The sequence below is a fragment of the Hamadaea sp. genome, from assembly GCF_013362815.1.
GTDB lineage: Bacteria > Actinomycetota > Actinomycetes > Mycobacteriales > Micromonosporaceae > Hamadaea.
In genome coordinates this window covers 40,411-60,647 of sequence record NZ_JABFVK010000064.1, presented here as the reverse complement: position 1 = coordinate 60,647, position 20,237 = coordinate 40,411, and the positions used below count along the sequence as shown (strand labels likewise).

22 protein-coding genes and 1 tRNA gene are annotated in these 20,237 nt (G+C 68.6%); 12 read left to right on the top strand and 11 right to left on the bottom strand.

The genetic code is table 11. From position 1 onward, the window contains the following. Positions 1 to 293 precede the first annotated feature (293 nt). The 3 genes from HOV77_RS26755 to HOV77_RS26745 all read left to right on the top strand — a co-directional run bounded on the left by HOV77_RS26755 (position 294) and on the right by HOV77_RS26745 (position 2,104). On the top strand, positions 294 to 1,106 hold the full coding sequence (locus HOV77_RS26755) for an alpha/beta hydrolase (RefSeq protein WP_290866347.1): 813 nt from the start codon (positions 294 to 296) through the stop codon (positions 1,104 to 1,106). A 147-nt stretch (positions 1,107 to 1,253) separates the two neighbouring features. Further along, positions 1,254 to 1,730 carry a hemerythrin domain-containing protein gene (locus tag HOV77_RS26750; RefSeq protein ID WP_290866345.1) on the top strand — a complete coding sequence of 159 codons (477 nt, stop codon included), beginning with the start codon at positions 1,254 to 1,256 and terminating at the stop codon, positions 1,728 to 1,730. A 53-nt stretch (positions 1,731 to 1,783) separates the two neighbouring features. Next, the gene (locus tag HOV77_RS26745) at positions 1,784 to 2,104 is read left to right on the top strand and encodes a plasmid stabilization protein (protein ID WP_290866343.1); all 321 of its coding nucleotides are present in this window, start codon (positions 1,784 to 1,786) and stop codon (positions 2,102 to 2,104) included. A 48-nt stretch (positions 2,105 to 2,152) separates the two neighbouring features. Here HOV77_RS26745 and HOV77_RS26740 read toward each other — a convergent pair whose 3' ends face one another. Next, on the bottom strand, positions 2,153 to 2,926 hold the full coding sequence (locus tag HOV77_RS26740) for a hypothetical protein (protein ID WP_290866341.1): 774 nt from the start codon (positions 2,924 to 2,926) through the stop codon (positions 2,153 to 2,155). A 37-nt stretch (positions 2,927 to 2,963) separates the two neighbouring features. Here HOV77_RS26740 and leuS point away from each other — a divergent pair, with 37 nt between their 5' ends. Both leuS and HOV77_RS26730 read left to right on the top strand, forming a co-directional pair. Then, a complete protein-coding gene (gene leuS / locus HOV77_RS26735; RefSeq protein ID WP_290866339.1) occupies positions 2,964 to 5,414 on the top strand; it encodes a leucine--tRNA ligase in 2,451 nt (816 codons plus the stop codon). A 37-nt stretch (positions 5,415 to 5,451) separates the two neighbouring features. Continuing rightward, on the top strand, positions 5,452 to 6,270 hold the full coding sequence (locus HOV77_RS26730; protein WP_290866337.1) for a hypothetical protein: 819 nt from the start codon (positions 5,452 to 5,454) through the stop codon (positions 6,268 to 6,270). Positions 6,271 to 6,321: 51 nt separating this feature from the next. Here HOV77_RS26730 and HOV77_RS26725 read toward each other — a convergent pair. Continuing rightward, a tRNA-Lys gene (locus HOV77_RS26725) sits at positions 6,322 to 6,393 on the bottom strand. A gap of 338 nt (positions 6,394 to 6,731) precedes the next feature. Then, positions 6,732 to 7,475, bottom strand: coding sequence for a hypothetical protein (locus HOV77_RS26720; protein ID WP_290866335.1), 744 nt, complete (start codon positions 7,473 to 7,475; stop codon positions 6,732 to 6,734). A 159-nt stretch (positions 7,476 to 7,634) separates the two neighbouring features. Here HOV77_RS26720 and HOV77_RS26715 point away from each other — a divergent pair, with 159 nt between their 5' ends. The 5 genes from HOV77_RS26715 (at position 7,635) to HOV77_RS26695 (ending at position 12,477) form a co-directional block, all read left to right on the top strand. Then, on the top strand, positions 7,635 to 8,888 hold the full coding sequence (locus tag HOV77_RS26715) for a threonine/serine exporter family protein (protein ID WP_290866333.1): 1,254 nt from the start codon (positions 7,635 to 7,637) through the stop codon (positions 8,886 to 8,888). Then, complete coding sequence (locus HOV77_RS26710) at positions 8,881 to 9,456, top strand: histidine phosphatase family protein (protein WP_290866331.1); 576 nt, start codon at positions 8,881 to 8,883, stop codon at positions 9,454 to 9,456. The genes HOV77_RS26715 and HOV77_RS26710 overlap by 8 nt, the downstream gene beginning before the upstream one ends. Positions 9,457 to 9,572: 116 nt before the next feature. Then, a complete protein-coding gene (locus HOV77_RS26705; RefSeq protein ID WP_290866329.1) occupies positions 9,573 to 10,118 on the top strand; it encodes a YciI family protein in 546 nt (181 codons plus the stop codon). Next, positions 10,115 to 10,558 carry a GNAT family N-acetyltransferase gene (locus HOV77_RS26700; protein WP_290866327.1) on the top strand — a complete coding sequence of 148 codons (444 nt, stop codon included), beginning with the start codon at positions 10,115 to 10,117 and terminating at the stop codon, positions 10,556 to 10,558. The genes HOV77_RS26705 and HOV77_RS26700 overlap by 4 nt, the downstream gene beginning before the upstream one ends. A 50-nt stretch (positions 10,559 to 10,608) precedes the next feature. Further along, on the top strand, positions 10,609 to 12,477 hold the full coding sequence (locus HOV77_RS26695; RefSeq protein WP_290866325.1) for an ABC transporter ATP-binding protein: 1,869 nt from the start codon (positions 10,609 to 10,611) through the stop codon (positions 12,475 to 12,477). On the opposite strand, the gene HOV77_RS26690 is transcribed toward HOV77_RS26695, so the two are convergent. After that, positions 12,462 to 12,827: a MerR family transcriptional regulator gene (locus HOV77_RS26690; protein WP_290866323.1), complete on the bottom strand. Its 366-nt coding sequence runs from the start codon at positions 12,825 to 12,827 to the stop codon at positions 12,462 to 12,464. The two genes, HOV77_RS26695 and HOV77_RS26690, sit on opposite strands and share 16 nt — an antisense overlap. Positions 12,828 to 12,893: 66 nt before the next feature. Here HOV77_RS26690 and HOV77_RS26685 point away from each other — a divergent pair, with 66 nt between their 5' ends. Next, entirely contained in the window at positions 12,894 to 13,322 is a 429-nt protein-coding gene (locus tag HOV77_RS26685; RefSeq protein ID WP_290866321.1) for a hypothetical protein, read from the top strand. Next, complete coding sequence (locus tag HOV77_RS26680; protein WP_290866319.1) at positions 13,289 to 13,804, top strand: GrpB family protein; 516 nt, start codon at positions 13,289 to 13,291, stop codon at positions 13,802 to 13,804. The genes HOV77_RS26685 and HOV77_RS26680 overlap by 34 nt, the downstream gene beginning before the upstream one ends. A gap of 179 nt (positions 13,805 to 13,983) precedes the next feature. Here the strand turns inward: HOV77_RS26680 and HOV77_RS26675 are convergent, their stop codons facing one another. Genes HOV77_RS26675 through HOV77_RS26645 form a run of 7 tightly spaced genes read right to left on the bottom strand, consistent with a single transcriptional unit; the run spans position 13,984 to position 20,166 of the window. Continuing rightward, the gene (locus tag HOV77_RS26675) at positions 13,984 to 14,988 is read right to left on the bottom strand and encodes a GNAT family N-acetyltransferase (protein ID WP_290866317.1); all 1,005 of its coding nucleotides are present in this window, start codon (positions 14,986 to 14,988) and stop codon (positions 13,984 to 13,986) included. 53 nt (positions 14,989 to 15,041) lie between these two features. Next, positions 15,042 to 16,130, bottom strand: a complete 1,089-nt coding sequence (locus HOV77_RS26670; protein ID WP_290866315.1) for a DUF3419 family protein — start codon at positions 16,128 to 16,130, stop codon at positions 15,042 to 15,044. After that, positions 16,114 to 17,256 (bottom strand): SDR family oxidoreductase, encoded by a 1,143-nt coding sequence (locus HOV77_RS26665; protein ID WP_290866314.1) that lies wholly within the window; start codon positions 17,254 to 17,256, stop codon positions 16,114 to 16,116. Before HOV77_RS26665 ends, HOV77_RS26670 begins: the two co-directional genes overlap by 17 nt. Continuing rightward, positions 17,253 to 18,128: a hypothetical protein gene (locus HOV77_RS26660; RefSeq protein WP_290866313.1), complete on the bottom strand. Its 876-nt coding sequence runs from the start codon at positions 18,126 to 18,128 to the stop codon at positions 17,253 to 17,255. The genes HOV77_RS26665 and HOV77_RS26660 overlap by 4 nt, the downstream gene beginning before the upstream one ends. Continuing rightward, on the bottom strand, positions 18,121 to 18,366 hold the full coding sequence (locus HOV77_RS26655) for a hypothetical protein (RefSeq protein WP_290866312.1): 246 nt from the start codon (positions 18,364 to 18,366) through the stop codon (positions 18,121 to 18,123). The genes HOV77_RS26660 and HOV77_RS26655 overlap by 8 nt, the downstream gene beginning before the upstream one ends. Then, positions 18,356 to 19,231: a diiron oxygenase gene (locus HOV77_RS26650; RefSeq protein ID WP_290866311.1), complete on the bottom strand. Its 876-nt coding sequence runs from the start codon at positions 19,229 to 19,231 to the stop codon at positions 18,356 to 18,358. The genes HOV77_RS26655 and HOV77_RS26650 overlap by 11 nt, the downstream gene beginning before the upstream one ends. Further along, positions 19,228 to 20,166, bottom strand: coding sequence for a 3-oxoacyl-[acyl-carrier-protein] synthase III C-terminal domain-containing protein (locus tag HOV77_RS26645; protein ID WP_290866309.1), 939 nt, complete (start codon positions 20,164 to 20,166; stop codon positions 19,228 to 19,230). Before HOV77_RS26645 ends, HOV77_RS26650 begins: the two co-directional genes overlap by 4 nt. Between the last annotated feature and the right edge of the window lie 71 nt (positions 20,167 to 20,237).

The window sequence follows — 20,237 nt, the reverse complement described above, 5'->3', positions numbered from 1 at the left end:
GCGTACCTCATCGGTGATCTCCGCGTCGGACAACGTCCACAGGGGACCGGCAGCAAGCTCGGCGACATCCGCCTCTGCCTGCGCCAACACCCCCGTGCCCATGACCCAAATTTTAGAACGCCTGTCGGACCGCTAACCGGGGGAGAAGCCAACCGGCACACAAGATGCCGAGAAACGATCAACCCCTTGACTCGTCCACATCAGATAGTCTCCTAGGACGCCTTAGCGGGTGAGACGGGGGAGCGAGATCCAGACGAGCGTCGCGTACTCGGAAGATCGTTTAGGCTCGTCAGATGGACAGCGGTTATGTACCCGTGCCCGATGGGGCACTGTATTTCGAACGGACCGGCCATGGTCCGCCGATCGTCTTCGTGCACGCGGGAGTCGCGGACCTGACCATGTGGGAGTCACAGGTCGGCGAGTTCGCGCGGGACCATACGGTGGTTTGTTTCGACAGCCGGGGTTTCGGGCGGTCGAGAACCGAAGCGGTCGAATTCTCACCCGTCGACGACCTTCGAGCCGTGCTCGACCACCTGGATTTGCGGCAGGCGGTGGTCGTCGGCTGCTCACGCGGCGGTCAGCAAAGCCTCGACTTCACGCTGGAGGAGCCGGGCCGGGTCGCCGGGTTGGTCTGGGTTTGCGGTGGTGTCAGCGGCTCATCGCACGAAGGGCCTGCCGAGCAGACCGCGGTCTTCGATCGGATTGAGGCGCTCTGGCGAGCGAAGGACTGGGACGCGCTCGTCGACCTCGAGACGCATGTGTGGGCCGATGGCCCCCTGCAGCCCGAAGGGCGCGTGCCTCGGGCAGTACGCGAGCACGTCCGGCGGATGATCTACGCGATCGAGACCAGGAACGAACCAGAGCCGACGGCGCTGCCGCTGGCTCGTCCGGCAGCCGATCGCCTCCACGAGATCACCTGCCCGGCGCTCGTCGTCATCGGTGCGCATGACACCAGCGGCACCCGGGCTTCCGCCGATCTGCTCACGGGCGGAGTCACCGGCGTCGAGCGAGTGGACTTTCCCGACGCCGCACACCTTCCCAACCTCGAGCACCCGGAGCGGTTCAACGCGGCCGTTCGTGACTTCCTCACTCGACATGGCCTCTGAGTGCCCGCAAGAGAACCCAGACGTGTTGGCCCACGAGCCCGGGCTGCAACGAAGGCCGGATGCCCGGGTGTTTGAGCCGGTGTGGGCCTGGGCATCACCTAGTCAGGCGGGGTGAGTGGATCCGGCCTGGTGAGACGAGGAGCGCGCGTGGACGGGATCGTACTTCTGAAAGAGGACCACAAGGCGGTCAAGCGGCTGTTCCGGGAGTTCGAGCGGACTCACGAGGAGGCCTCCCCTGGGCAGAAGCGGACGCTGGTCGACAAGATCATCCATGAGCTGACGACACACGCCTTCATTGAGGAAACGATCTTCTATCCGGCGGCGCGCGCCGAGGTTCCCGACAACGACGAGCACGTGCTGGAGTCGGTCGAGGAACACCACGTCGTCGCCTGGCTGCTGTCGGAGCTGGCCAAGCTGGACCCTGCCGACGAGACGTTCGACGCGAAGGTCACGGTGCTGATCGAGAACGTCGAGCATCACGTCGAGGAGGAAGAGCAGGAGTGGTTCCCCGAGGTGCGCAAGGCCCTCGGCCGCAACCGCCTCGCCGAGCTGGGCGAGCAGATGCTCGCCGCGAAGCCCAAGGCGCCCGCGGATCCACTGGCGTTGCAGTCGGCGACAGCGTGAGGCAGACCGCCACCGCATGATCCGCGGCGGCGCGATCACGGAAGGAGAATCTGATGCCTGCTGGATCGAGCCCGAAGCGTGAACGGCAGTACGAGCACATCAAGTCCAGCGCGAAGAAGCGCGGGATGTCCGCCGACCGCGCGGAGGAGATGGCTGCGCGTACGGTCAACAAGGAACGCGCCCGTCATGGCGAGTCGAAGACGGCCAGCAAGCTGTCGCTCAGCGACATGTCCTCGGGCGAGCGCGGCGGCAAGCGGTCGCACGGCGGTCCGAAGGGCCGGACGAAGGCTCAGCTGTACAACGAGGCCAAGGACCGCAACATCAAGGGCCGCTCGACGATGACGAAGGCGCAGCTGCAACGGGCGCTGTCGTGATGGCACCCGTGAAGTCACCCGACAAATAAGGCCGGAGCCACCGAACGGTCAGACGGTGGCCGGAGCCGGCCGGACGCCGAGTGCGGCGAGCAGCCGGTCGTACTCGGCAGCAGTCCCGATCGCGGCCCGGTCGGCGGGGTGGTCGGCGTACCAGTGGATGGCGTCGGCCAGGAACACCGGGTGGACATTCATCGACAGCGGGAGGATCGGCCGCTCCGGGGTTCCGCTGCCCAGCCGCACTCCCCGTTGCCGGACCAGCTCCGGCCGGGTCGTGATCAAGGTGAGCCGCGTGTCCGAGAGCCTGGGGCGATTCGGTCCGCCTGGGGCGAGCGCCTCCCAAGAGATGAAGCGGTAGAAGATCCGCGCGTTCCAGTAGATGCCGGTCGGCCGCAGTTCGAACGTCGGCCCCGGACCGATGGCCACGGTCGCCGCACCGAGCAGGATTGCGAACACGGCGTACGCGATGGCTAGGCCGTAGTCGTCGAGGGAGTTCCACATGGTCCCCAAGAGCGGTCCGGCGAAGAGGACGCCCATGAGGCCGTTGAGCCGCATGTCGGCCACCGGCGGGACCCAGAACGCACCGCGGCGCACCGTGAACCGCGGATGCCGATGAAACCGGGGTGACGCCAGGAAGGCGATGTTGGCGACGATCCCTGCGAGGGCGGCCAGCAACACCAGCCCGTAGGAGCCGAAGACGAGGACGACAACCGTGACGCCATCCGGGTCGTGAGCGTCGAACCAGGCGATCGCGACCCCGCTCGCCAGCGAGAACAGGATCGCACCGGCGAGCGCGAAGGTGACGATCCGCGTACGCGAAATCATGTGCACGTTGTAGCAGGCCGATGCCAGACTGAGCTGGATGGCGATGGACAGCGGTGCAGCGGCGTACGACCCGAACGCGGTGGTCGGCAAGTGGATTGCGGTCTGGGACGAGCTGCGGACCTATGAGGCGCGTGACGACGACTCCCCGCGGTCCTATGTCGTGAGCATGTTCCCGTATCCGTCGGGCGACCTGCACATGGGCCATGCCGAGGTGTATTCGATCAGCGACGCGATCGCCCGCTACCTGCGGATGCGGGGGCAGAACGTGCTCAACGGGATCGGCTGGGACTCCTTCGGTCTGCCGGCCGAGAACGCCGCCCGCAAGCGCGATCTCGATCCCCGCGACTGGACGTACTCCAACATCGAGACGCAGGCCCGCTCGTTCCGGCGACTCGGCGTTTCGTTCGACTGGCGTACGCGGCTGCACACCTCCGACCCGGAGTACTACCGGTGGAACCAGTGGCTGTTCCTGCGGCTGTTCGAGGCCGGGCTCGCGTACCGGAAACAGGCGGCGGTCAACTGGTGCCCGAACGACCAGACCGTGCTGGCCAACGAGCAGGTGATCGGCGGGCGATGCGAGCGGTGCGGCGCGGTGGTCGTCCAGCGTCCGCTCACGCAGTGGTTCTTCCACACCACCGGGTACGCCCAGCGGATGCTCGACGACATGAGCCGGTTGGCGGGGCACTGGCCGAACGAGATCCTGGCGATGCAACGTAACTGGATCGGTCGCTCCGTTGGTGCGTACCTCTTGTTCGAGATCGAAGGCCGGGAAGACGCGGTGCGTGTGTTCACGACGCGGCCGGACACGCTGTTCGGCGCGACCTTCCTGGTGGTGGCGGTCGACGCGCCGCTCGCCGCGGAGCTCGTGAGCGACGGGCAGCGAGCGGCGTTCGAGGCTTACCGGAAGCAGGCCGCGACCGCGACCGAGCTGGAGCGGCTGGCGGCGGACCGGCCGAAGACCGGCGTCTTCCTGGGCCGATACGCGATCCATCCGGCGACGGGCGAGCGCCTGCCGGTGTACGCGGCCGAATATGTGCTGGCGCAGTACGGCACCGGCGCGATCATGGCGGTGCCCGCACACGATCAGCGAGACCTGGACTTCGCGCTGGTCCACGCGCTGCCGATCCGGTTGGTGATCGACACTGGTGAACCTGATCCGCGTGACACGGAGGTCGCGGCCGAGGGGGAGGGGCGACTGGTGGACTCGGCGGAGTTCACCGGGCTGCCGTCCGCCGAGGCCAGGAACGCGATCGTCGAGCGGATCGGCGCCGAACGGGCGGTGACCTATCGCTGGCGCGACTGGCTGATTTCGCGGCAACGCTACTGGGGAACGCCGATCCCGATCGTCCACTGTGATCGATGCGGCCTGGTGCCGGTGCCGTACGAACAACTGCCGGTCACATTGCCGGACAACGGATACGAGCTACGCCCGGCCGACGGCAGGTCACCGCTGGCGAGCGCGACGGCCTGGGTGAATGTGGACTGTCCGAAGTGTGGTGGCGCGGCTATGCGAGACACCGACACGATGGACACCTTCGTGGACTCGTCGTGGTACTTCCTGCGCTACCCGAATCCGGCGTACGCGGACGGGCCCTTCGACCCGGCCGGTGTGGCACAGTGGCTGCCGGTCGACGAATACATCGGCGGGCGTGAGCACGCGACCGGGCACCTCATGTATGCCCGCTGGCTCACCAAGGCGCTGCACGACCTGGGTCTGCTGCCGTTCGACGAGCCGTTCACGCGCCTGACGAACCAAGGTCAGGTCATCATGAACGGCAAGGCGATGAGCAAGACGCTGGGCAATCTCGTCAATCTTCAGGAGCAGATCGCGAACTACGGTCCCGACGCCGTACGGGTCACGATGCTGTTCGCCGGGCCGCCCGAGGACGACATCGACTGGGCGGACGTCTCGCCGGCCGGCGCCGTCAAGTGGCTCACCCGAGTCTGGCGGCTCTCCGGATCGGTCACGCGGTCCACAGGGGATTCCGATGAGGAGCTGCGGCGCGGCGTACACCGCTTGATGGCGGAGACGACGTCTGCAATGGATGCTCGCCGGTTCAATGTGGCCATTGCGCGGCTCATGGAGCTGACGACGTTGCTGCGCAAGGCTTCAGCCGACGACCCGGTCACCCGCGAGGGCGTCGAGGCGCTCGCCGTGATGCTGTCCTGCTTCGCGCCCTTCACCGCGGAGGAGATGTGGGAGCGGCTCGGCCACGCGCCGTCGGTCTGCACGCAGCCTTGGCCGGCCGCCGATCCCGCGCTGCTGGTCACGGCGTCCGCCACGTGTGTGGTCCAGGTCAACGGCAAGATCCGCGACAAGCTGTCGGTGCCCGCCGACATCAGCGAGTCGCGCCTTCAGGAGCTCGCTCTTTCCTCCGAGCGAGTACGCACAACGCTGGGTGCGTCCGAGGTGACCCGGGTGGTCGTGCGCCCGCCGACCCTGGTGAACATCGTCGCTCTTCTGGGCGACCGCGCGTCGCATGTCTGACTGATCGCCACCGCGCAGTGATCTACCATCCGGCACTGTGGACAATCCCGATCAGCACCGTGCGATGACTCGATCCGCCGTGCGCCGCAAGCGCGCTCTGATCGCTGTCGTCCTCACCGCGATCGCGGAGATCCTGAGCAACGGCGGTGGCATCGCCATCACCGTCCTGACTCACGACAAGCTCGATCCGATCCCGCTCGTGCTGGCATTGGTCGGGGTCAGCACTGTCGTCGCCATCCTGCTGACGGTGCTGCCCAAGGGCGAAGGGCCGGTCGCCCAACCGGGCTCGCCGGTGCCCGGGCCGAAACGGATTCGATACGTCTCGGTGGCTTGGGTCGTGGTCGTCATGCTTTTGGTCGGCATCGGCGGGGTCGGCTTGACCTTCGCCGTCCAACGGGGCGTTCCAGCGGTATGCGAGAACCTGCTGCCGAACGTCTGCGGCAAGAGCGAACCCATCACGGTAGCCGCATCCGGGTCGGCTCCCTGGGCCGCCGAGGGCTACGGGATCCGCTTCGAAGTCGTGTCGACTCGGCGTACGACGAGCAAATGGATGAGCGAGACGTTCCCGTCGATCACGATCACCGCCTACGTCACGCGTACGACCAAGTCCAGCACGGGTGGGATGACCTACCTGATCAAGGATCAGGCCAGTGCGGAGACCTTGGAGGACGTTCCGTTCGGCGGAAGCACCGGCGACAGCGGCCTGCCCTACGGCCAGCGGCTCAAAGTGGTGTTCGTCGTGCGGGACGCGAAGGTCAAGGCGACCCGGCTCACGTTCTGGCTGCACGGGTTCTTCTGGCGAGAGGGGCGGAGTCTCCTGCTGACCGACGTACGCGTACCGTCGCCGGCGACGTGATCGGCGCGCCGAATTAGGCGAGGGCCACCCCTACCCTGGGGTGGCCCTCTGATACGTGAGCCGGATTCGCACCGGCGTCCGTCGGATTAAGAGTCCGATGCGCTACTACTGCGCTATCACGTGGTGCCGGCACTCGCCGCCACATTTAAAGCTCCAGGTCATTCCTGTCGGCTGCCGAGTTGCCGCTACTCCACGAGACCACGAGAGGTCCCGCCCAGATTCGAACTGGGGTCTGCGAATCCACTGCCTGGCGCTGGTCGATGCGAACTGGCCGGACGGTGCTTGAGCTTGGAGCAAGAGTCTGTGGTGCCGCCGGTCGCCTCTGCCGATTGGGCTACCGGGACCCGAGTGTCCCGGGCAGGACTCGAACCTGCACTCTTGCCGGCTTGCGCCAGTCTGAACTCCAGCCTCAATCTCATCTTGTGCTCACCCGGCCGAGGCCGGGAGTCTGGGTACGCGTGTCAGGCGCGGTTCTCGGTGAAGACGAAGTCGAGGATCGCCTTGCCCATCTTGGCGTCCACCACCTCGGCCAGGTTCGCCTGCTCGCGCGCGGTCTTGACCGCCTCGGTCACCGCAGTGACCTGGGCCAGCCAGGTGTCGCGCTGCGACGGCGAGACCGCGCCGGACAGCTTCGTGGTCGACCAGGTGCCCTCGGGCACGTCCTTGGTCACCTTCTCGACGTGCGCCGGGTGCTTGTCGGTCGGCGGCACGACGACGATGAAGTCCTCGGACTTGCGCGAACGCATCGTCTTCACCGTGGCCGATCGGAAGACCTGGTTGTCGGAGTCCCACGTCCAGTCGTCGGCGACGTCGGTAACCGGCAGCTTCGAGATGAAGGTCCGCAGGTTCGTCAGCTGCTTCTCCAGCCACAACAGCGTCGTGACCGGGACGTCGCGCGCCAGGACGGTGTCGCCCACCTTCACGTCGGCCTTCGCGCCCGCGTTCGCGGTGTCCTTGGTCAGCGTGAGGTCGATCAGCCGCTCCACCGCCGTCTGGATCTCCGAGACGAGCAGGGGCACCTTCGCGGTGACCTTCTTCGACTCGGACGGCAGGACGTAGCCGTCCTCCTCCAGCGGCTCATAGGTGCGGATGAGGCCGGCGAACAGGTCCGGCTTCTGCGCCTCGTGGTACGCCTTCGTCAGGGTCGTCTCGGCAGTCGCCTTGACGCCCTTCTCCAGCGCGATGATCTGGTTCAGCTTCGTCATCGTGGTCCTCCCCGCGTCCGACTTCCCTCGCCGGACGACTGACCGTAGTGGAGGATCACGGTCGAGGGCAACGGGTTTGGCGCTGCGGGTCGCCGCGAAATGTCGGTCAGAGTCCCAAATCACCCGCTATCGTGGGCTCATGATCGAGGCCGCGGACAGGTGAGCGACGAGTCGGCGGACGTCGACCGGTTCCTGCGGCGGCTGACCCGGTTCTACCTGCGGAACAGTGCGGAGGGCGCATTCGACGTACGCGACGTGGTGCGGAGGGTCGGCACGTCATTCGGGGTCCGAGCCGACGTGCTGCTCATCGCCGAGGCGGCAGTCATCACGGTGGCGCACCCGGACGGCCGGGAATCCGTCGCGACCGTACGCGCCGTGCCCCAGCTGGCGCGGCTCGATCTCGTGGCACGGTCGAAGTTCCTGGTGGGCTCGATAACCGAGGGCCGATTGAGCCTGGCCGAAGCGAACGAGGCGCTATTGCGGCTGGAGACCAGCCGGGCGCCGTTCCCCGACTGGGCGAAGATGGTCGGCGTCACCCTGTTCGCCGTGGGCTTCGCCCCGAGCGTGCAGGCGACCTGGCGGGAGGTCGGCTCCAGTGCGCTGCTCGGACTGGTCATGGGCGTGCTCTTCATGCTCGCCGGGCGCTTCCGCCGGCTGGAGGTCGTCCTGCCGATCATCGGCCCGCTCGCCGTCGGCGTCGTCGCGTTCGGACTCCTGGACGCGGCGAACGCTCCCGGCGGGCCGGTGCTGGCGATGATCCCGGCGCTGTTCGTGCTCATCCCCGGGGATTATCTCTGCGCGGCGGCGGCCGAACTCGCCGTCGGGCAGTTCACCCCGGGTGCGGTCCGGCTGGCCCAGGCCGTCTTCACCCTCGTCGAACTGGCCGTCGGCCTGATCATCGCCGCCGAGGTCACGCAGGCCGGCGCGGGGAGCCTGTCGGAGCGTACGGTGCCGGACGGCCTGCCGTTCTGGGTCGTGGCGGCGTCGTGGATCCCGTTCACGCTCGGCTTGGTCTTGACGTTCACCGCCCGCCCCCGCGACTTCGGCTGGATGCTCCTGCTGGTCTACCTCGCCTGGGGTACGCAGCTCGTGGCGACCGCGCTGACCGATCACATTGCCGGGATCTTCATCGCCGGGGTGGTGCTGTCCGCCGCGGCCGGCATCCTCGAATGGCGACCGCGTACGCCGCCGCGCATCGTGCTGATCCTCGGCGGGTTCTTCGCGCTGACCGTCGGCGCGGTGGCGCTGCGCGGGCTCACCACTTTGGAAGGCGGCCAGACCGGCGTCGCAGCCGGTGACCTGATCGCCGCCGTCATGCAGGCCACGGCGCTGACCCTCGGTCTGGTCGTCGGCACCATCGCCACGCTGTTCAAGCCGGGTCGCCGGGCCTTGGTACCTTTCCGCCGTGAGTGAGTTGATCCTGGTCCGGCACGGCGAGACCGAGTGGAGTCGCACCGGCCAGTACGCCGGGCGCACCGACATCCCGATGACCGAAGCGGGCCGGGCGGCTGTACGCCGTCTCGCCCCGGTGATCGCGGCCCGGCCGGTCATCGCCGCGTTCACCAGTCCGGCCGTACGCGCAGTCCAGAGCGCGGAGTTGATCGGGCTGGGCGATGCGCGTACTGATGGAGATCTATGGGAGTGGGACTACGGCGGCTACGAAGGCCTCACCGAGGACGAGATCAGGGCGGATCGGCCGGGCTGGGACCTGTGGCGCGACGGCGTGCTGGGCGGCGAATTCATTCAGGAGGTCTCCGCGCGGGTGGACGCAGTCCTCGACCGCGTCCGGCCACGCCTCGTGGAAGGTGACGTCGTGCTGGTTCTGCACGGTCACCTCCAACGCGTACTCGCCGCTCGCTGGCTCGGCCTGCCGCCGCAGTCCGGTGAGCTGTTCGCCCATCCGCATACCGCGACGATCAGCATTCTGACGACTGAGCACGGTCGGCCGGCGCTCGGCTCCTGGAACACTCGCGCCGCTTGATCCACATCCCGATCTGCGTCAAAATCGCGCCCGAATTCGACACGGAACGGGATGTGGATCAAGAACCGGCCACCCTGGTGGGCAAACGGGTGGCGGGCTAGCGCAGGATGATCGCCATGGAGTTCTTCTGCTTCCACCGCGATCGGCCCGGCTCCCTCCCGCTGCGGGATGCGCTGATCGAGGCGCACTGGGCGTACATGGACGGGTTCGAGGCGGAGCTGATCGCGCGCGGGCCGGCGTTCTCGGTGGACGGCGAGGTCCTGCTGGGCAGCGTGCACATCGTCGACCTGCCGGATGCCGCGGCGGCCCGCCGGTTCGCGTTCGAGGAGCCGAACTACCAGGCTGGGGCGTACCGGGACGTGCTCCTGCGGCGGTGGCGCAATGTGCTCGGGCGGACGATGTGGGAGTTCCCGGGCCTGCGTGAGGAGACCAACCGCTACCTGGTCGTGGGGCTGGGCGAAGGAGAGCCGGCCGATCTGGTCGCACCCGACCAGGACGGGCTGATCGCGTACGGGCCGCTGTTGTCGGACGACGGCACGGCTTGGCTCGGGACGGCGGCGTTGCTGCGCGCGCCGGATGACGAGGCAGCGCGCGGCATCCTGACCGCCGACCGGTACGCCGACATCGAGGTGTATGGCTGGGAGCCCGGGGGCCGGCGGTGAGCGAAAATCGCGTTGAGCAGCGCGAACTCGGTGACCCCGAGCTTGACGCACTGCTCGGTGCGGCCTTCGCCGAACTGGTCAGCCGGTACGGAGCCGAGGGCCGGTCACATGTCCAGCCGAACGCGACCTACCTCGTTGCGGTGGTCGACGGCGAGGGGGTGGCTTGTGCGGCGCTGCAACAGGCCGACGACGTCACCGGCGAGGTGAAACGGATGTTCGTCAGCCCGGCGTACCGGGGACGCGGGCTGGCTCGGGCGCTGCTGAAGGCTTTGGAAGACGAGGGCCGGCTGCGTGGCTATCAGACGATCCGGCTCACCACCGGCAATCTGCAGCCCGAGGCGATGGCCCTATACCAGAGCAGCGGATACGCCGAGATTCCCCGCTACGGAAAGTATGTCGGCCAGCTCTGGACCCACTGCTACGCAAAGCCGCTGACGTAAAGCGCGTAAGAGTCTTCGTGAATCGCGCTCACGCCGCGACGATGATGCGAGTGAGCGACATACCGAAGTTGCGCAGCGCCTGGTGGGAAGTCGGTCTCCAGGCCCGGGTGGACGCCGGGATCTCCGGCGTGGCCAAGGCGCTTCCGCGCCTGATCGGAACCGCGTTCCGCCGGGCGATCGCCGCCGACCGGGCCGGCACGATCGCCACCATCGCCATCACGGTCACCGCCGGCGTCATGGCGACGCTCGGCCTGCTGACCACCCAACGAGTCCTGATCGCGGTGCTCGCCCAAGGGCCGACGGTCGAACGGATCGAAGCCGCTCTCCCCGCGCTGATCACGCTGGTCGCTCTCACCGCCGTCCGGGGCGGGCTCGGCATCGCCTCCGGGTGGACCCAGACCCGCCTCGAACCCCGGTTGCGTCAGCAGGCCGAGCGCTCCCTCTTCGAGGCGACGACCGCGGTTCCCCTTTCTGCGTACGACAGTGAAGGTTTCACGGACGAGCTGGAACGCGGCAGCGGGCGAGGCGTGGACGCGGTGTGGAATGTGGTCCGGCACGCGATCAACCTGATGGCGGGCGTGATCGGGGTGATCGCCGCGGGCGCCGCGCTGGCGATCCTGCATCCGCTGCTGCCGGTCGCGCTGCTGGCCGCGAGCGTGCCGGAGGCGTGGGCGGCGTTGCGCGCGGGCGGGCAGCGCTACCGCGAGTATCTGCTCGGCTCGATCCGCCGCCGTCGAGTGTGGATACTCACGGAGCTGATGGCGCGGCGCGGGTCCGCCGCCGAGCTGCGCGCTTATCACCTGCGAGACTTTCTCCTGCGTCAATACGACCTGGTCATGGACGCCGAGACCGCGGCTCAACTGCGGCTCGCGCGGGCCGTCACGGCCACGACGACCGTCGGCGCGATCATCACCGGCGTCTGCAACGCCGGGGTATACGGCCTGCTCGCGGGCCTCCTGGTCACCGGGCATCTCCCGCTCGCCGCCGCGGCCACCGCCGTGGTCGCCCTCCAATCGGCGCGCGGCAGCTTGCACGTCGCCACTATTTACATCAATGAGTTGTACGCCGATGGCCGTCACCTGCGAGACTTGGAGGAGTTCCTGACGCGAGCGCGGGGGCTGACCCCCGACGCACCGGTTGAACCGGTTGTGCCGCAACCGTTCCGCACCCTGCGGCTGGACGATGTGAGCCTGACATACGACGATCGCGACAGTCCGGCCGTCGACGGCGTGAGCCTGACGATCCACGCTGGACAGACGGTGGCGTTCGTGGGGGAGAACGGCTCGGGCAAGACCACCCTCGCCGCCGTCCTCACTGGACTGCGTACGCCGAATCGGGGCACCGTCTGGTGGGACGAGCACCGGCTGCCGGACCTCGATGCGGGCGCCGTCCGGGCGGCGTTCGGCGCGGTGACGCAGGACCATTGGAAGTGGCCGTTCACGGCGGAGATCAACATCCGGCTCGGCGACCTGACCTTGGACGGTGGCCGGGACCCGGTCGAGTCGGCCGCCCGGGCCGCCGTCGCCCACGACATGATCCTCGGCCTGCCGCACGGGTACGCGACCTTGCTCGATCGCAGTTTCGAAGGTGGCCAGGATTTGTCGGGTGGGCAATGGCAGCGTCTGGCCGCCGCCCGGGGCTTCTTCAAGGACGCAGATCTGCTGATCATGGACGAGCCGTCGTCGGCGCTCGACGCACGAGCCGAAGCCGCCTTGTTCGCCTCCGTACGCGCCCGGCACGGCACGAAGACCACCGTGCTGATCACCCACCGCCTCGCCAACGTACGCCACGCCGACGTCATCTTCGTGCTCCACGAGGGCCGCCTCGTCGACCAGGGTACGCACGCCGAGCTGATCGCCCGGGGCGGCCTGTACAAGACTTGGTACGACCTGCAGAAGATCGGCTACACCGACGCTTGACCGCCCCGCAGCGGGCACTCCGTGCCGACCCGATCGGCGAGGTCGGCCCGCAGCTGCGCGAGTTCGGCCAGCCGGGCGTCGATGACCTCGATCTTCTCGGCGAACAACGCGGAGAGGGCGGCGGCGCTGTCGGGAGCGTCCTTGAGCCGCTCGCCGGTCCGCACGATCTCGGCCAGCGAGAATCCGAGGCGCTGCGCCGTGCGCACGTAGTCAAGCCAGGGCAGGGCCTCCGGCGGGAAGTCGCGATAGCCGTTGCCCGACCGGCTGCTCGTGAGCAGGCCGACCTTCTCGTAGAACCGGACGGTGTCCGTGGTCAGCCCGGCCCGTTCGGCGAGTTCCCCGATGCGCATGTTCCTCCCTGACTTGACCTTGCTTGCTTGACCTTGGAGCGTACTCCAGGGTTTACCGTCCCGATCATGACCATGAACTACTCACGGGTCGTCCGGGTGAGCGCCTGGTACGACCTGATCGTGACGGCCGGATTCGCCACCCCGTGGACCTACGCGCTGCTGCACGACACCTTGTCGGAGGCGGGAACGGCGCTCGGCCTCGGCGGCTTCCCGCCCCTCGACCCGCTGCAATCCCTGTACGCCACCCTGATGGGCTCGGTCGTGGTGATCTGGGCGCTGCTGCGGATCCTCCGGCCGCTGCCGATCCATGGGCTCTTCGACGGATTCGCCCGCGTTCTGTTCTCCGCCTGGCTCGCGTACGCACTCGGGCACGGGGTCAGCGGGATCCTCTGGGGATTCCTCGCGGTCGAGGTCACGTTCGGACTGCTCCAGCTCGTGCCCTGGACCCGTAGAGTCACGGAATGGCCCAGCTCGGTTTGCGCTACGGAGTCGTGACCGTCGTCGACCACGACCCGTCATGGCTGCTCGTCGGCTCCGAGTACGCGGCCGAGGTGGCGGCGTTGCTGGATGGGCTGGCCGCCGGGGTCGAGCACATCGGGTCGACTTCGGTGCCGGGGCTCGCCGCCAAGCCGGTGATCGACCTTGCGGTCCGGCAAGCACCCGGCGTGCCCTTCGCCTCGGTCCGCGATGTGCTGACCGAAGCCGGATACATCTACCGAGGCGACGCCGGGCCGGACGGCGGTCAGGTCTTCGTCGCCGAATCCGAGGCGTGGGTACGCGTCGTCCACCTCCACGTGGTCGCCGCTGACGATCCGCAGTGGTCCCGCTATCTCGCCGTACGCGATCGTCTCCGCGCCGATCCGGCGGCGGTCGCCCGCTACAGCGCCCTCAAACGCGAGCTCGCCGTCCGGTACGCCGCCGACCGGCGCGGTTACACCAGCGCGAAGACGGAGTTCATGCGCGACTTGCTCGCGTGACCCAGCAGGCTGCTCCTCTGAAGCTCTCGATCCAGTGCCCGTGGTCAGCGATTTCGGCGCTGACCACGGGTACTCGATCATGCGCGGGTGCCACCCGCACGCGCGGACGCAGCTCAGGTGACGCCCATTGCGGTGGGTGCAGGCGGATGCTGCCGCGGACGGGCGGGGGTGGCGCCGGGTCAGACGGTCGCGATTTCGAAATGGACAGGTGCGCTGCGATCGGATGGTCCATTCAGGACAAGCACATCGACGTCCGCCGGCTGAGCGCGTAGCCCGGTCAACGCCCGGGCAAGCGGGTCCCGGATGTCGAGGCCGACGGTGAGGAACGAGTACCGGCCGTGCAGGTGTTCGCAGGCGTACCGCAGCAGGGCGTGGAGCGTCGCCGAATCGAGTGCGCACACGTGGACTGCGGTGCGATAGCTCAGTGCGCCGCCCGGTCTCGGCAGCCGGGGCGCGCCGAAGAGGGGAGCGGCCAGGTTGAAGGCGACCCGGACCGCGGCCAGCCGGGCGGAGTAGCCCATGACGCGCATCTGCTTGATGTCGTGCTGGTCCCACAGCCCGACGAACCCGGCCAACGCACCACCGGGCCTCCGGGCCAGCTGGTAATCCAGCCCGGGCTCCTGGAGTGAGAACCCCGTGAGGACGGGCGCGAACTGTCGGCGTATGGCTGACCGACGCCAGAGCTGGAGCATCTCCGGTTCGTCGGCCGGTTCGGCGAGGCGTACGTCGAGGCCCAGCGCGCGATCGGCTCGGCGGGGACGATGGCGGGTCAGCAGGTCGACGCTGGCCGACCGGATCGTGGCCGAGCGGGTCACGCCCGGCAGGAAGCCCAGCGCCAGGTTCGCAGCCGCTTCGTTGCCGGCCAGCACCGTCGACATCATCGGCGCGGCCGGCCCGGCCAGATCTTGGGCGGTCGCGTACGCCCACTGCCCAAGCGCGCGGGCGACGCCCTGCCGCCGAAACGACGGATGCACCTTGAGATCGCCCACGTACGCGATCGAGCAGGGTGAACCGTCGACGTACGCGTCCCGGCATGCGACTGCGAGGCATCCGAGCGGTCCGTTGTCGCCGTCGACCACCCCCACCCGCCAGTCCGAGCCGGCGAGGCGGTTCAGCGCGAAGTAGTCCGGCTCGCGGTCGAACCGAAGAGCGAGGTCGCCATCCATCGTGGACAGAGCAGCCAAGTCGACCAACCCTGCGTTGTCGTCAGCGCAGGCAGCTCGAACGGAGAAGCCAGTCACGATCCGACCGCACAGACCGCCACGCGGCGCTGGCACAGGCTGCGGTCGGCGTCGATCATGCGTTCGCCGAGGGCGCGGTCCTCGCGTACGGCGTCGCGCCACCGCTCGGGAACCTCGGTCCAGCCGACGAAGTTGCGGAAGACGAGCCGTGCACCGGGCCGGGCGGTGCGGACGATCTCGGCGAACAGTTCGTCGATCTGGTCGGCGGTCAGCCACTCGCAGATGTTCGACAAGGCGTACCCGGCCATGCTCTGGTCCGGGCGCGTCCGCAGGTAGTCGGTGAAGGTCGCGTCGACGAGGCCGAGCCGGCCGATCGCCACCGCCTGAGTGAGATAGGGCGGCCGGCTCGCTGCGGGATAGCTCCCCGTCAGCAGGTAATGCAGGAAGTAGTTGTCGGCGATGGCGAGATCGGTCAGCGTGTGCTCGGCGACGCTGTGGAAATGCGCCGCGTAGCTCGCGTCTTCGACATGGGCGAAGAATCTCTCGTCGTACGCGCGGCGCAGCACCAGCCGGTTGCACAGCACCCGGAACAACGCCCGCCAGGCGGGGGTGTCCCACTCGTCGCGATAGAACCGCCGTTGCTCGTCCAGAGTGGACAGTCGAAGCAGCTCGGGCACCCGGCCCCGGTGGATCAGGCGTACGACCCGGGCGATGAGGCGCATGAGCCGTTCGGTGACGCCGGACTGCAGGACGCCGGTCGCGATCGCGCTCCGCCGTCCGTCCCAGTACCGGCCGGCCGCCGGGCTGAGCACCGACCGGATACCCCAGTACGCATACCGCCGGTCGTCCGCGCTCATCGGAGCCGCGCCGAGCAACCCCAGCGCCGTACGCCGATCGAGCCGGTCGATCGCGGCCGCCTTGAACTCCACCAGATGGTTCTGCGTACGGTTGACGTCGACCCCGGTGACGTCCGGCGCACCGGCGGCGACCAGCGACAACGCGGTGCAGCCGGCCGAGCTGACCACGGCGATCGGGCCGTCCCACCGCCCGGCGAAGGCGTCGATCTCGACCTGGGGGTCCTCGCGGACCTGGGCGAAGAACAGCCTGTCGTCGACCGCGCCGGCCAGCTCAACGCGCCGCAGCATGAGCCCGGCCCTTCTCGGCGGTCTGGCTGCCGGAGGCGGCCCGCTCCGACGAAGCTCCCCGGGACACGGCAGCGTCAGAGTCAGCCCGACGATCGGCGAGCGCTACCACCAAGGCGCGAGCAGCCGCCGCGACCACGGCGAGCGAGTCGTGCTCGCGATACCCGGGCCAGGCCGCGCGCAGCCGATCGGCCCGGAACGTCTTGGGCAGGTACAGCTGCTCGGCGAACGGCAGCAACGACGGCAGCACCGGTTGCAGCGCGCCGCCACGCAAGCGACTGGCCGCGTCCGCGAGATCCAGGAAGGCAGCCCGATCGCAGGAGACCGGTCTCGGCAGCATCCGCCGCTGGAAGTCCGGGTCCGCCTCGAACACCGTGAACGCGGTCTCGATCACCTCGCCGAGCGCCACCGGTCCAGCGCAGGCGTGGTAGATGCCCGGGTTGGCGGCGAGCATCGCCACGGCGGCATCGGCGGTGAACTCCGCGGTCGCGAGGCTCAGCGGGGTCGCCGGATCGCCTGGCACCAAAGTCAGCAAACCCCGATGGAACAGCCGCAGCGTGTGGTGGAAGACGTTGAACTGGCCGATGGCTCCGGTCGCGTCTTCGGCGATCACAGTCGGCAAACGCAGAATGGTGACAGGGAGGTCGGAGTCGAGCAGCAGCTCCTCGGCCGCCCATTTCGACCACTCGTAATGGTTGACGAATCCGACGTCGCCGAGGCGGGACTCGCGTATGTCGCCGCGACGGCGGCCGGCTGCGTACAGGGTGGACAGGAACATCAGCCGATCGAGACGGTCGCAGCGCTCGGCGAACTCGCGTACGCGAGCCGTCCCGGTCACGTTGACCTGCTCGGCGTCGGCCCGTTCGAGGTCGAACCGGATGAGCGCGGCGGCGTGCACGATCCGGGTGATCCGGCCCGGGTCGACGTACGCGAACGGGTCGTCGTCCCGGAGGTCGACGGGAACCACCTGATGACCGAGATGGCTGAGATGGGCGAGCGCAGCCCGCTTCCGGTTCAGCTCGGCGTTGTCGGCCGCGCGTACGCCGAGCACGAGATCGTCGGAGCCGAGGAGGGCGGTGGCGATCCGGCGGCCGAGGTAGCCGTCTGCGCCGGTGATCAGGGTTGTCATGCGGTTACCACCTCTGCAGGAAGAGCGATTTCGGGCCAGGCGCCGGGGTCGGTCCCGTGCCGGTCGACGACGGCGTACAACCAGCGTTCGAGGCCGAAGGCGACGCAAGCGGTGCTCACCGGCACCCCGGCTCGATTGATGTCGAAAGTGGACCCGAAGTGGTCGTGGTGCCGGTTGGCCGAGGCCAGGGCGAGCGAGCCATACATCGCCTCGTGCTTGACGGGCTGTACGCGTTGCAGCAGGAACCCCGGCTGGCGATGCGGCCGGAAGAACGGATCGGTCGCGGGAGCCCAAGCCAACGGCAGGCCGATCCGGCGGGCGAAGTCGTCGGTCTGCGCGCGGGCTTCGGCCAGGAAGGACGTCGTCTCGTCCGAAGTGCCGAGGCACACGATCTCGCGCATCGAGAAGTTCCACTGACGCCGGAGTGGTTCGTAGTGCTGTTCACGGCGGAAGCACGTGGTTCGAGTCGTCACGTACGCCGCCTCGGTCAGCTGCGTTCCCCGGCGTTGTGCGTACACGTGGAAGCAAGCAGCTGGAGTCAAGACGGTCGTGACCGGGCCGGTGCGCGTGAGGACCACCGAGCCGGCCGGGCCGACCACCGGCCCGTCGGCGAACTCGCCGAGGTTGGTGTCGGTGGGTTCGAGCCCGATCGCGAACGTGGCCTGGTGCGGGAAGGCGCGCAGGTGACCGGTGAGCGCGCTGGCGGGCAGTGTGGCGGGTGGGCGTTCCTCGACGGCCTGCCACTGCGCGGCGAGCTGCTGGAACGCGTGGTCGAGGTCGTCGGCCAGGCGCAACAACGGTCCGGTGAGACCGGCCTGGCCGTACGCGTCCCAGCGCAACCCGAGCGCGGTCAACGCGGCAAGGTCAGGCATGCGGGCCTCCGAATCGGGTGAGCATCGCGTCGATGCTGTCGAAGTCGCCGATGCGCAGCTGCTCGACGTCGATCGGCGCACCGCGCAGCCGTTCGAGCAGCATGATCAGCTCGGGCAGGTGGATCGACCGCAGTACACGCACCGAGAAGAGCGCGGTCTGATCGGTGAACGCGACGTCACCGGCGTGCCGGGAGACGTAGGTTCGCAAGGCGCTGCGGATTTCGGGCTCAGAACGCATCCGTCGGCTCCTCGGTCAGGACGCCCGCCGCCGTGAGTACGCGCAGGCACTTGTCCGAAACCCGCCGGCGATGAGCCCGTTGGGCGGGCGCGGACCAAGCCGCGTCGGCGACCTCCCACGGGTCGGCGATGCCGGCGTCGGCGTACACGTCGGGGTGGTAGAAGTCGCGCCAGGTGATGGTGAAGAAGCGGTCGAGGTCGGCACGGATCTCCGCCTCCTGCGGCCACGGCGCGCCGGCCGCCCAGAGTGCGCCGACGAGCTGCCGGCCGAACGCCAGATGCCGGGCCTCGTCGCGGTGATGACTGTCGTTGATGAACCGGGCGAGCGGATGCAGCCGCCGATCCCGGGCCTGGACCCGGTTGTAGTGGTCGACGATCTCCTCGAAGATCATCGTCTGGGCGAAGAACAGGAAGTCCGCCACGTCTCGCGGCCGGTCGGCGGTGAAGGCCAGCTGCCGGGCTCGGTGCACGCGGGCGTACCGGGTGCAGAAGCCTCCGAAGTAGACGCTGTGCTTGTTCTCCTCGTCCAGGAAGTGGTGCAGATAGCCGGTGAACTCCGTGAGGTCGCTGCGATACAGCCGCGCGGCGAGCCCTTGCATCAGCGACTTCTCGCCGTGGATGTTGAGGCTGTAGAAGCCGGCCGCCTCGTGGAAAGCCAGCCGCCTGCGGCCCTTCTCGTCCAGCTCGGACCACGCCGGGGTGCCGAAGAGGCTGACGTACTCCGGGCTGCCGAACCAATCCGCTTCGGGTTCTACTGTGGAGGGCCAGTCGACCGCGTACGGATTCTGATAGGCCCGTTGCGACAATCGGCTCAGCCGGTCGGCCGTCGGTGCGACCTCCGCGAGCGCAGCCGCCAGCACGCTCATCGCGTCACCTCCAGCGCCGCGCATTGCCAGTTCAGCCCGAATCCGGCCATCGCCAGCGCGATCCGGTCCCCCGGTTGCGCCTGGCCGGAGGCCAGCAGGGCCGCCAGATTCACCATCACATCGGCCGAGATCACGTGGCCCACGTCCGGCAACGACGGATGCCACACCCGGCCGTGGTCGACCGCGAGCAGCCGCGCGAGGATCCGCCACGCCTGCTCGTGGGTGTTCTGCGGCACGATCCACTCGAGTTCCGGCGGCGTCGCGCCGATCCGGTCCGCGGTCTCCCGGACGATGCGATGCGTGTACGCGAAATAGGTGCCGACGGTTTCGTCGTCTCCGGCGCGGCCGAGCCCGCCGTTGGTGATGTGATGCACGGTCAGGAGGCGGCAGACGTCCGGTTCGCGGCCGACGACGCAGGCCGCGGCTCCGTCCGAGATCACGTTGTACGCCTGCTCGTACCAGGCGCCGTCGGGAAAGCGGTCGGCAGTGACACACAGGATGCGCCGCCAGCTCGGTTCACTGACCAGCAGCGCCTTCGCCACCCGGAGCGCGCCCAGCATCCCGGTGCACGCCTGCTGATGCAGGCCGACCACGATCGCATCGCGTAATCCGAACTCCGCCTGCAAGCGGCTCGCCGGGAAGTCCATGAGCATTTTGACGTCGCGCACCGGGTGCTGCTGCGGCTCGGGTAGGCAGGTGGCGTACACGATCGCGTCGATGTCGCGCAGTCCGCCGTTCCCGGCGATCTCCGCCACCGCCTGCCGGGCCAGGTCGTACGCCGACTCGTCCGGCCCGCATACGTGATGCCACCGGAAGCCGGCCGCCTCCAGGTCGCTCGCGGCCGACCGGAGCAGGCCCGCTTCGGCGGACTCGCGGACGTGCTGCTTGCGGCTGCCCAGCGCGTACGCCGGTGATCCGAGATAAACCCCGTCCATGACCATCATCCTCGGCAGCCTCGCGGTCGCGGTCATGAGCGCCGTTACTCAGGTCGGGGTGAGCTGTTGTC

Coding starts and splice junctions, on each gene's coding strand:
- HOV77_RS26645 (WP_290866309.1), bottom strand. CDS start 20,166: ATGGACGGGGTTTATCTCGGATCACCGGCGTACGCGCTGGGCAGCCGC.
- HOV77_RS26660 (WP_290866313.1), bottom strand. CDS start 18,128: ATGCCTGACCTTGCCGCGTTGACCGCGCTCGGGTTGCGCTGGGACGCG.
- HOV77_RS26670 (WP_290866315.1), bottom strand. CDS start 16,130: ATGCTGCGGCGCGTTGAGCTGGCCGGCGCGGTCGACGACAGGCTGTTC.
- HOV77_RS26740 (WP_290866341.1), bottom strand. CDS start 2,926: ATGATTTCGCGTACGCGGATCGTCACCTTCGCGCTCGCCGGTGCGATC.
- HOV77_RS26705 (WP_290866329.1), top strand. CDS start 9,573: ATGGAGTTCTTCTGCTTCCACCGCGATCGGCCCGGCTCCCTCCCGCTG.
- HOV77_RS26690 (WP_290866323.1), bottom strand. CDS start 12,827: ATGCGCATCGGGGAACTCGCCGAACGGGCCGGGCTGACCACGGACACC.
- HOV77_RS26755 (WP_290866347.1), top strand. CDS start 294: ATGGACAGCGGTTATGTACCCGTGCCCGATGGGGCACTGTATTTCGAA.
- HOV77_RS26720 (WP_290866335.1), bottom strand. CDS start 7,475: ATGACGAAGCTGAACCAGATCATCGCGCTGGAGAAGGGCGTCAAGGCG.
- HOV77_RS26655 (WP_290866312.1), bottom strand. CDS start 18,366: ATGCGTTCTGAGCCCGAAATCCGCAGCGCCTTGCGAACCTACGTCTCC.
- HOV77_RS26685 (WP_290866321.1), top strand. CDS start 12,894: ATGACCATGAACTACTCACGGGTCGTCCGGGTGAGCGCCTGGTACGAC.
- leuS (WP_290866339.1), top strand. CDS start 2,964: ATGGCGATGGACAGCGGTGCAGCGGCGTACGACCCGAACGCGGTGGTC.
- HOV77_RS26650 (WP_290866311.1), bottom strand. CDS start 19,231: ATGAGCGTGCTGGCGGCTGCGCTCGCGGAGGTCGCACCGACGGCCGAC.
- HOV77_RS26745 (WP_290866343.1), top strand. CDS start 1,784: ATGCCTGCTGGATCGAGCCCGAAGCGTGAACGGCAGTACGAGCACATC.
- HOV77_RS26665 (WP_290866314.1), bottom strand. CDS start 17,256: ATGACAACCCTGATCACCGGCGCAGACGGCTACCTCGGCCGCCGGATC.
- HOV77_RS26680 (WP_290866319.1), top strand. CDS start 13,289: ATGGCCCAGCTCGGTTTGCGCTACGGAGTCGTGACCGTCGTCGACCAC.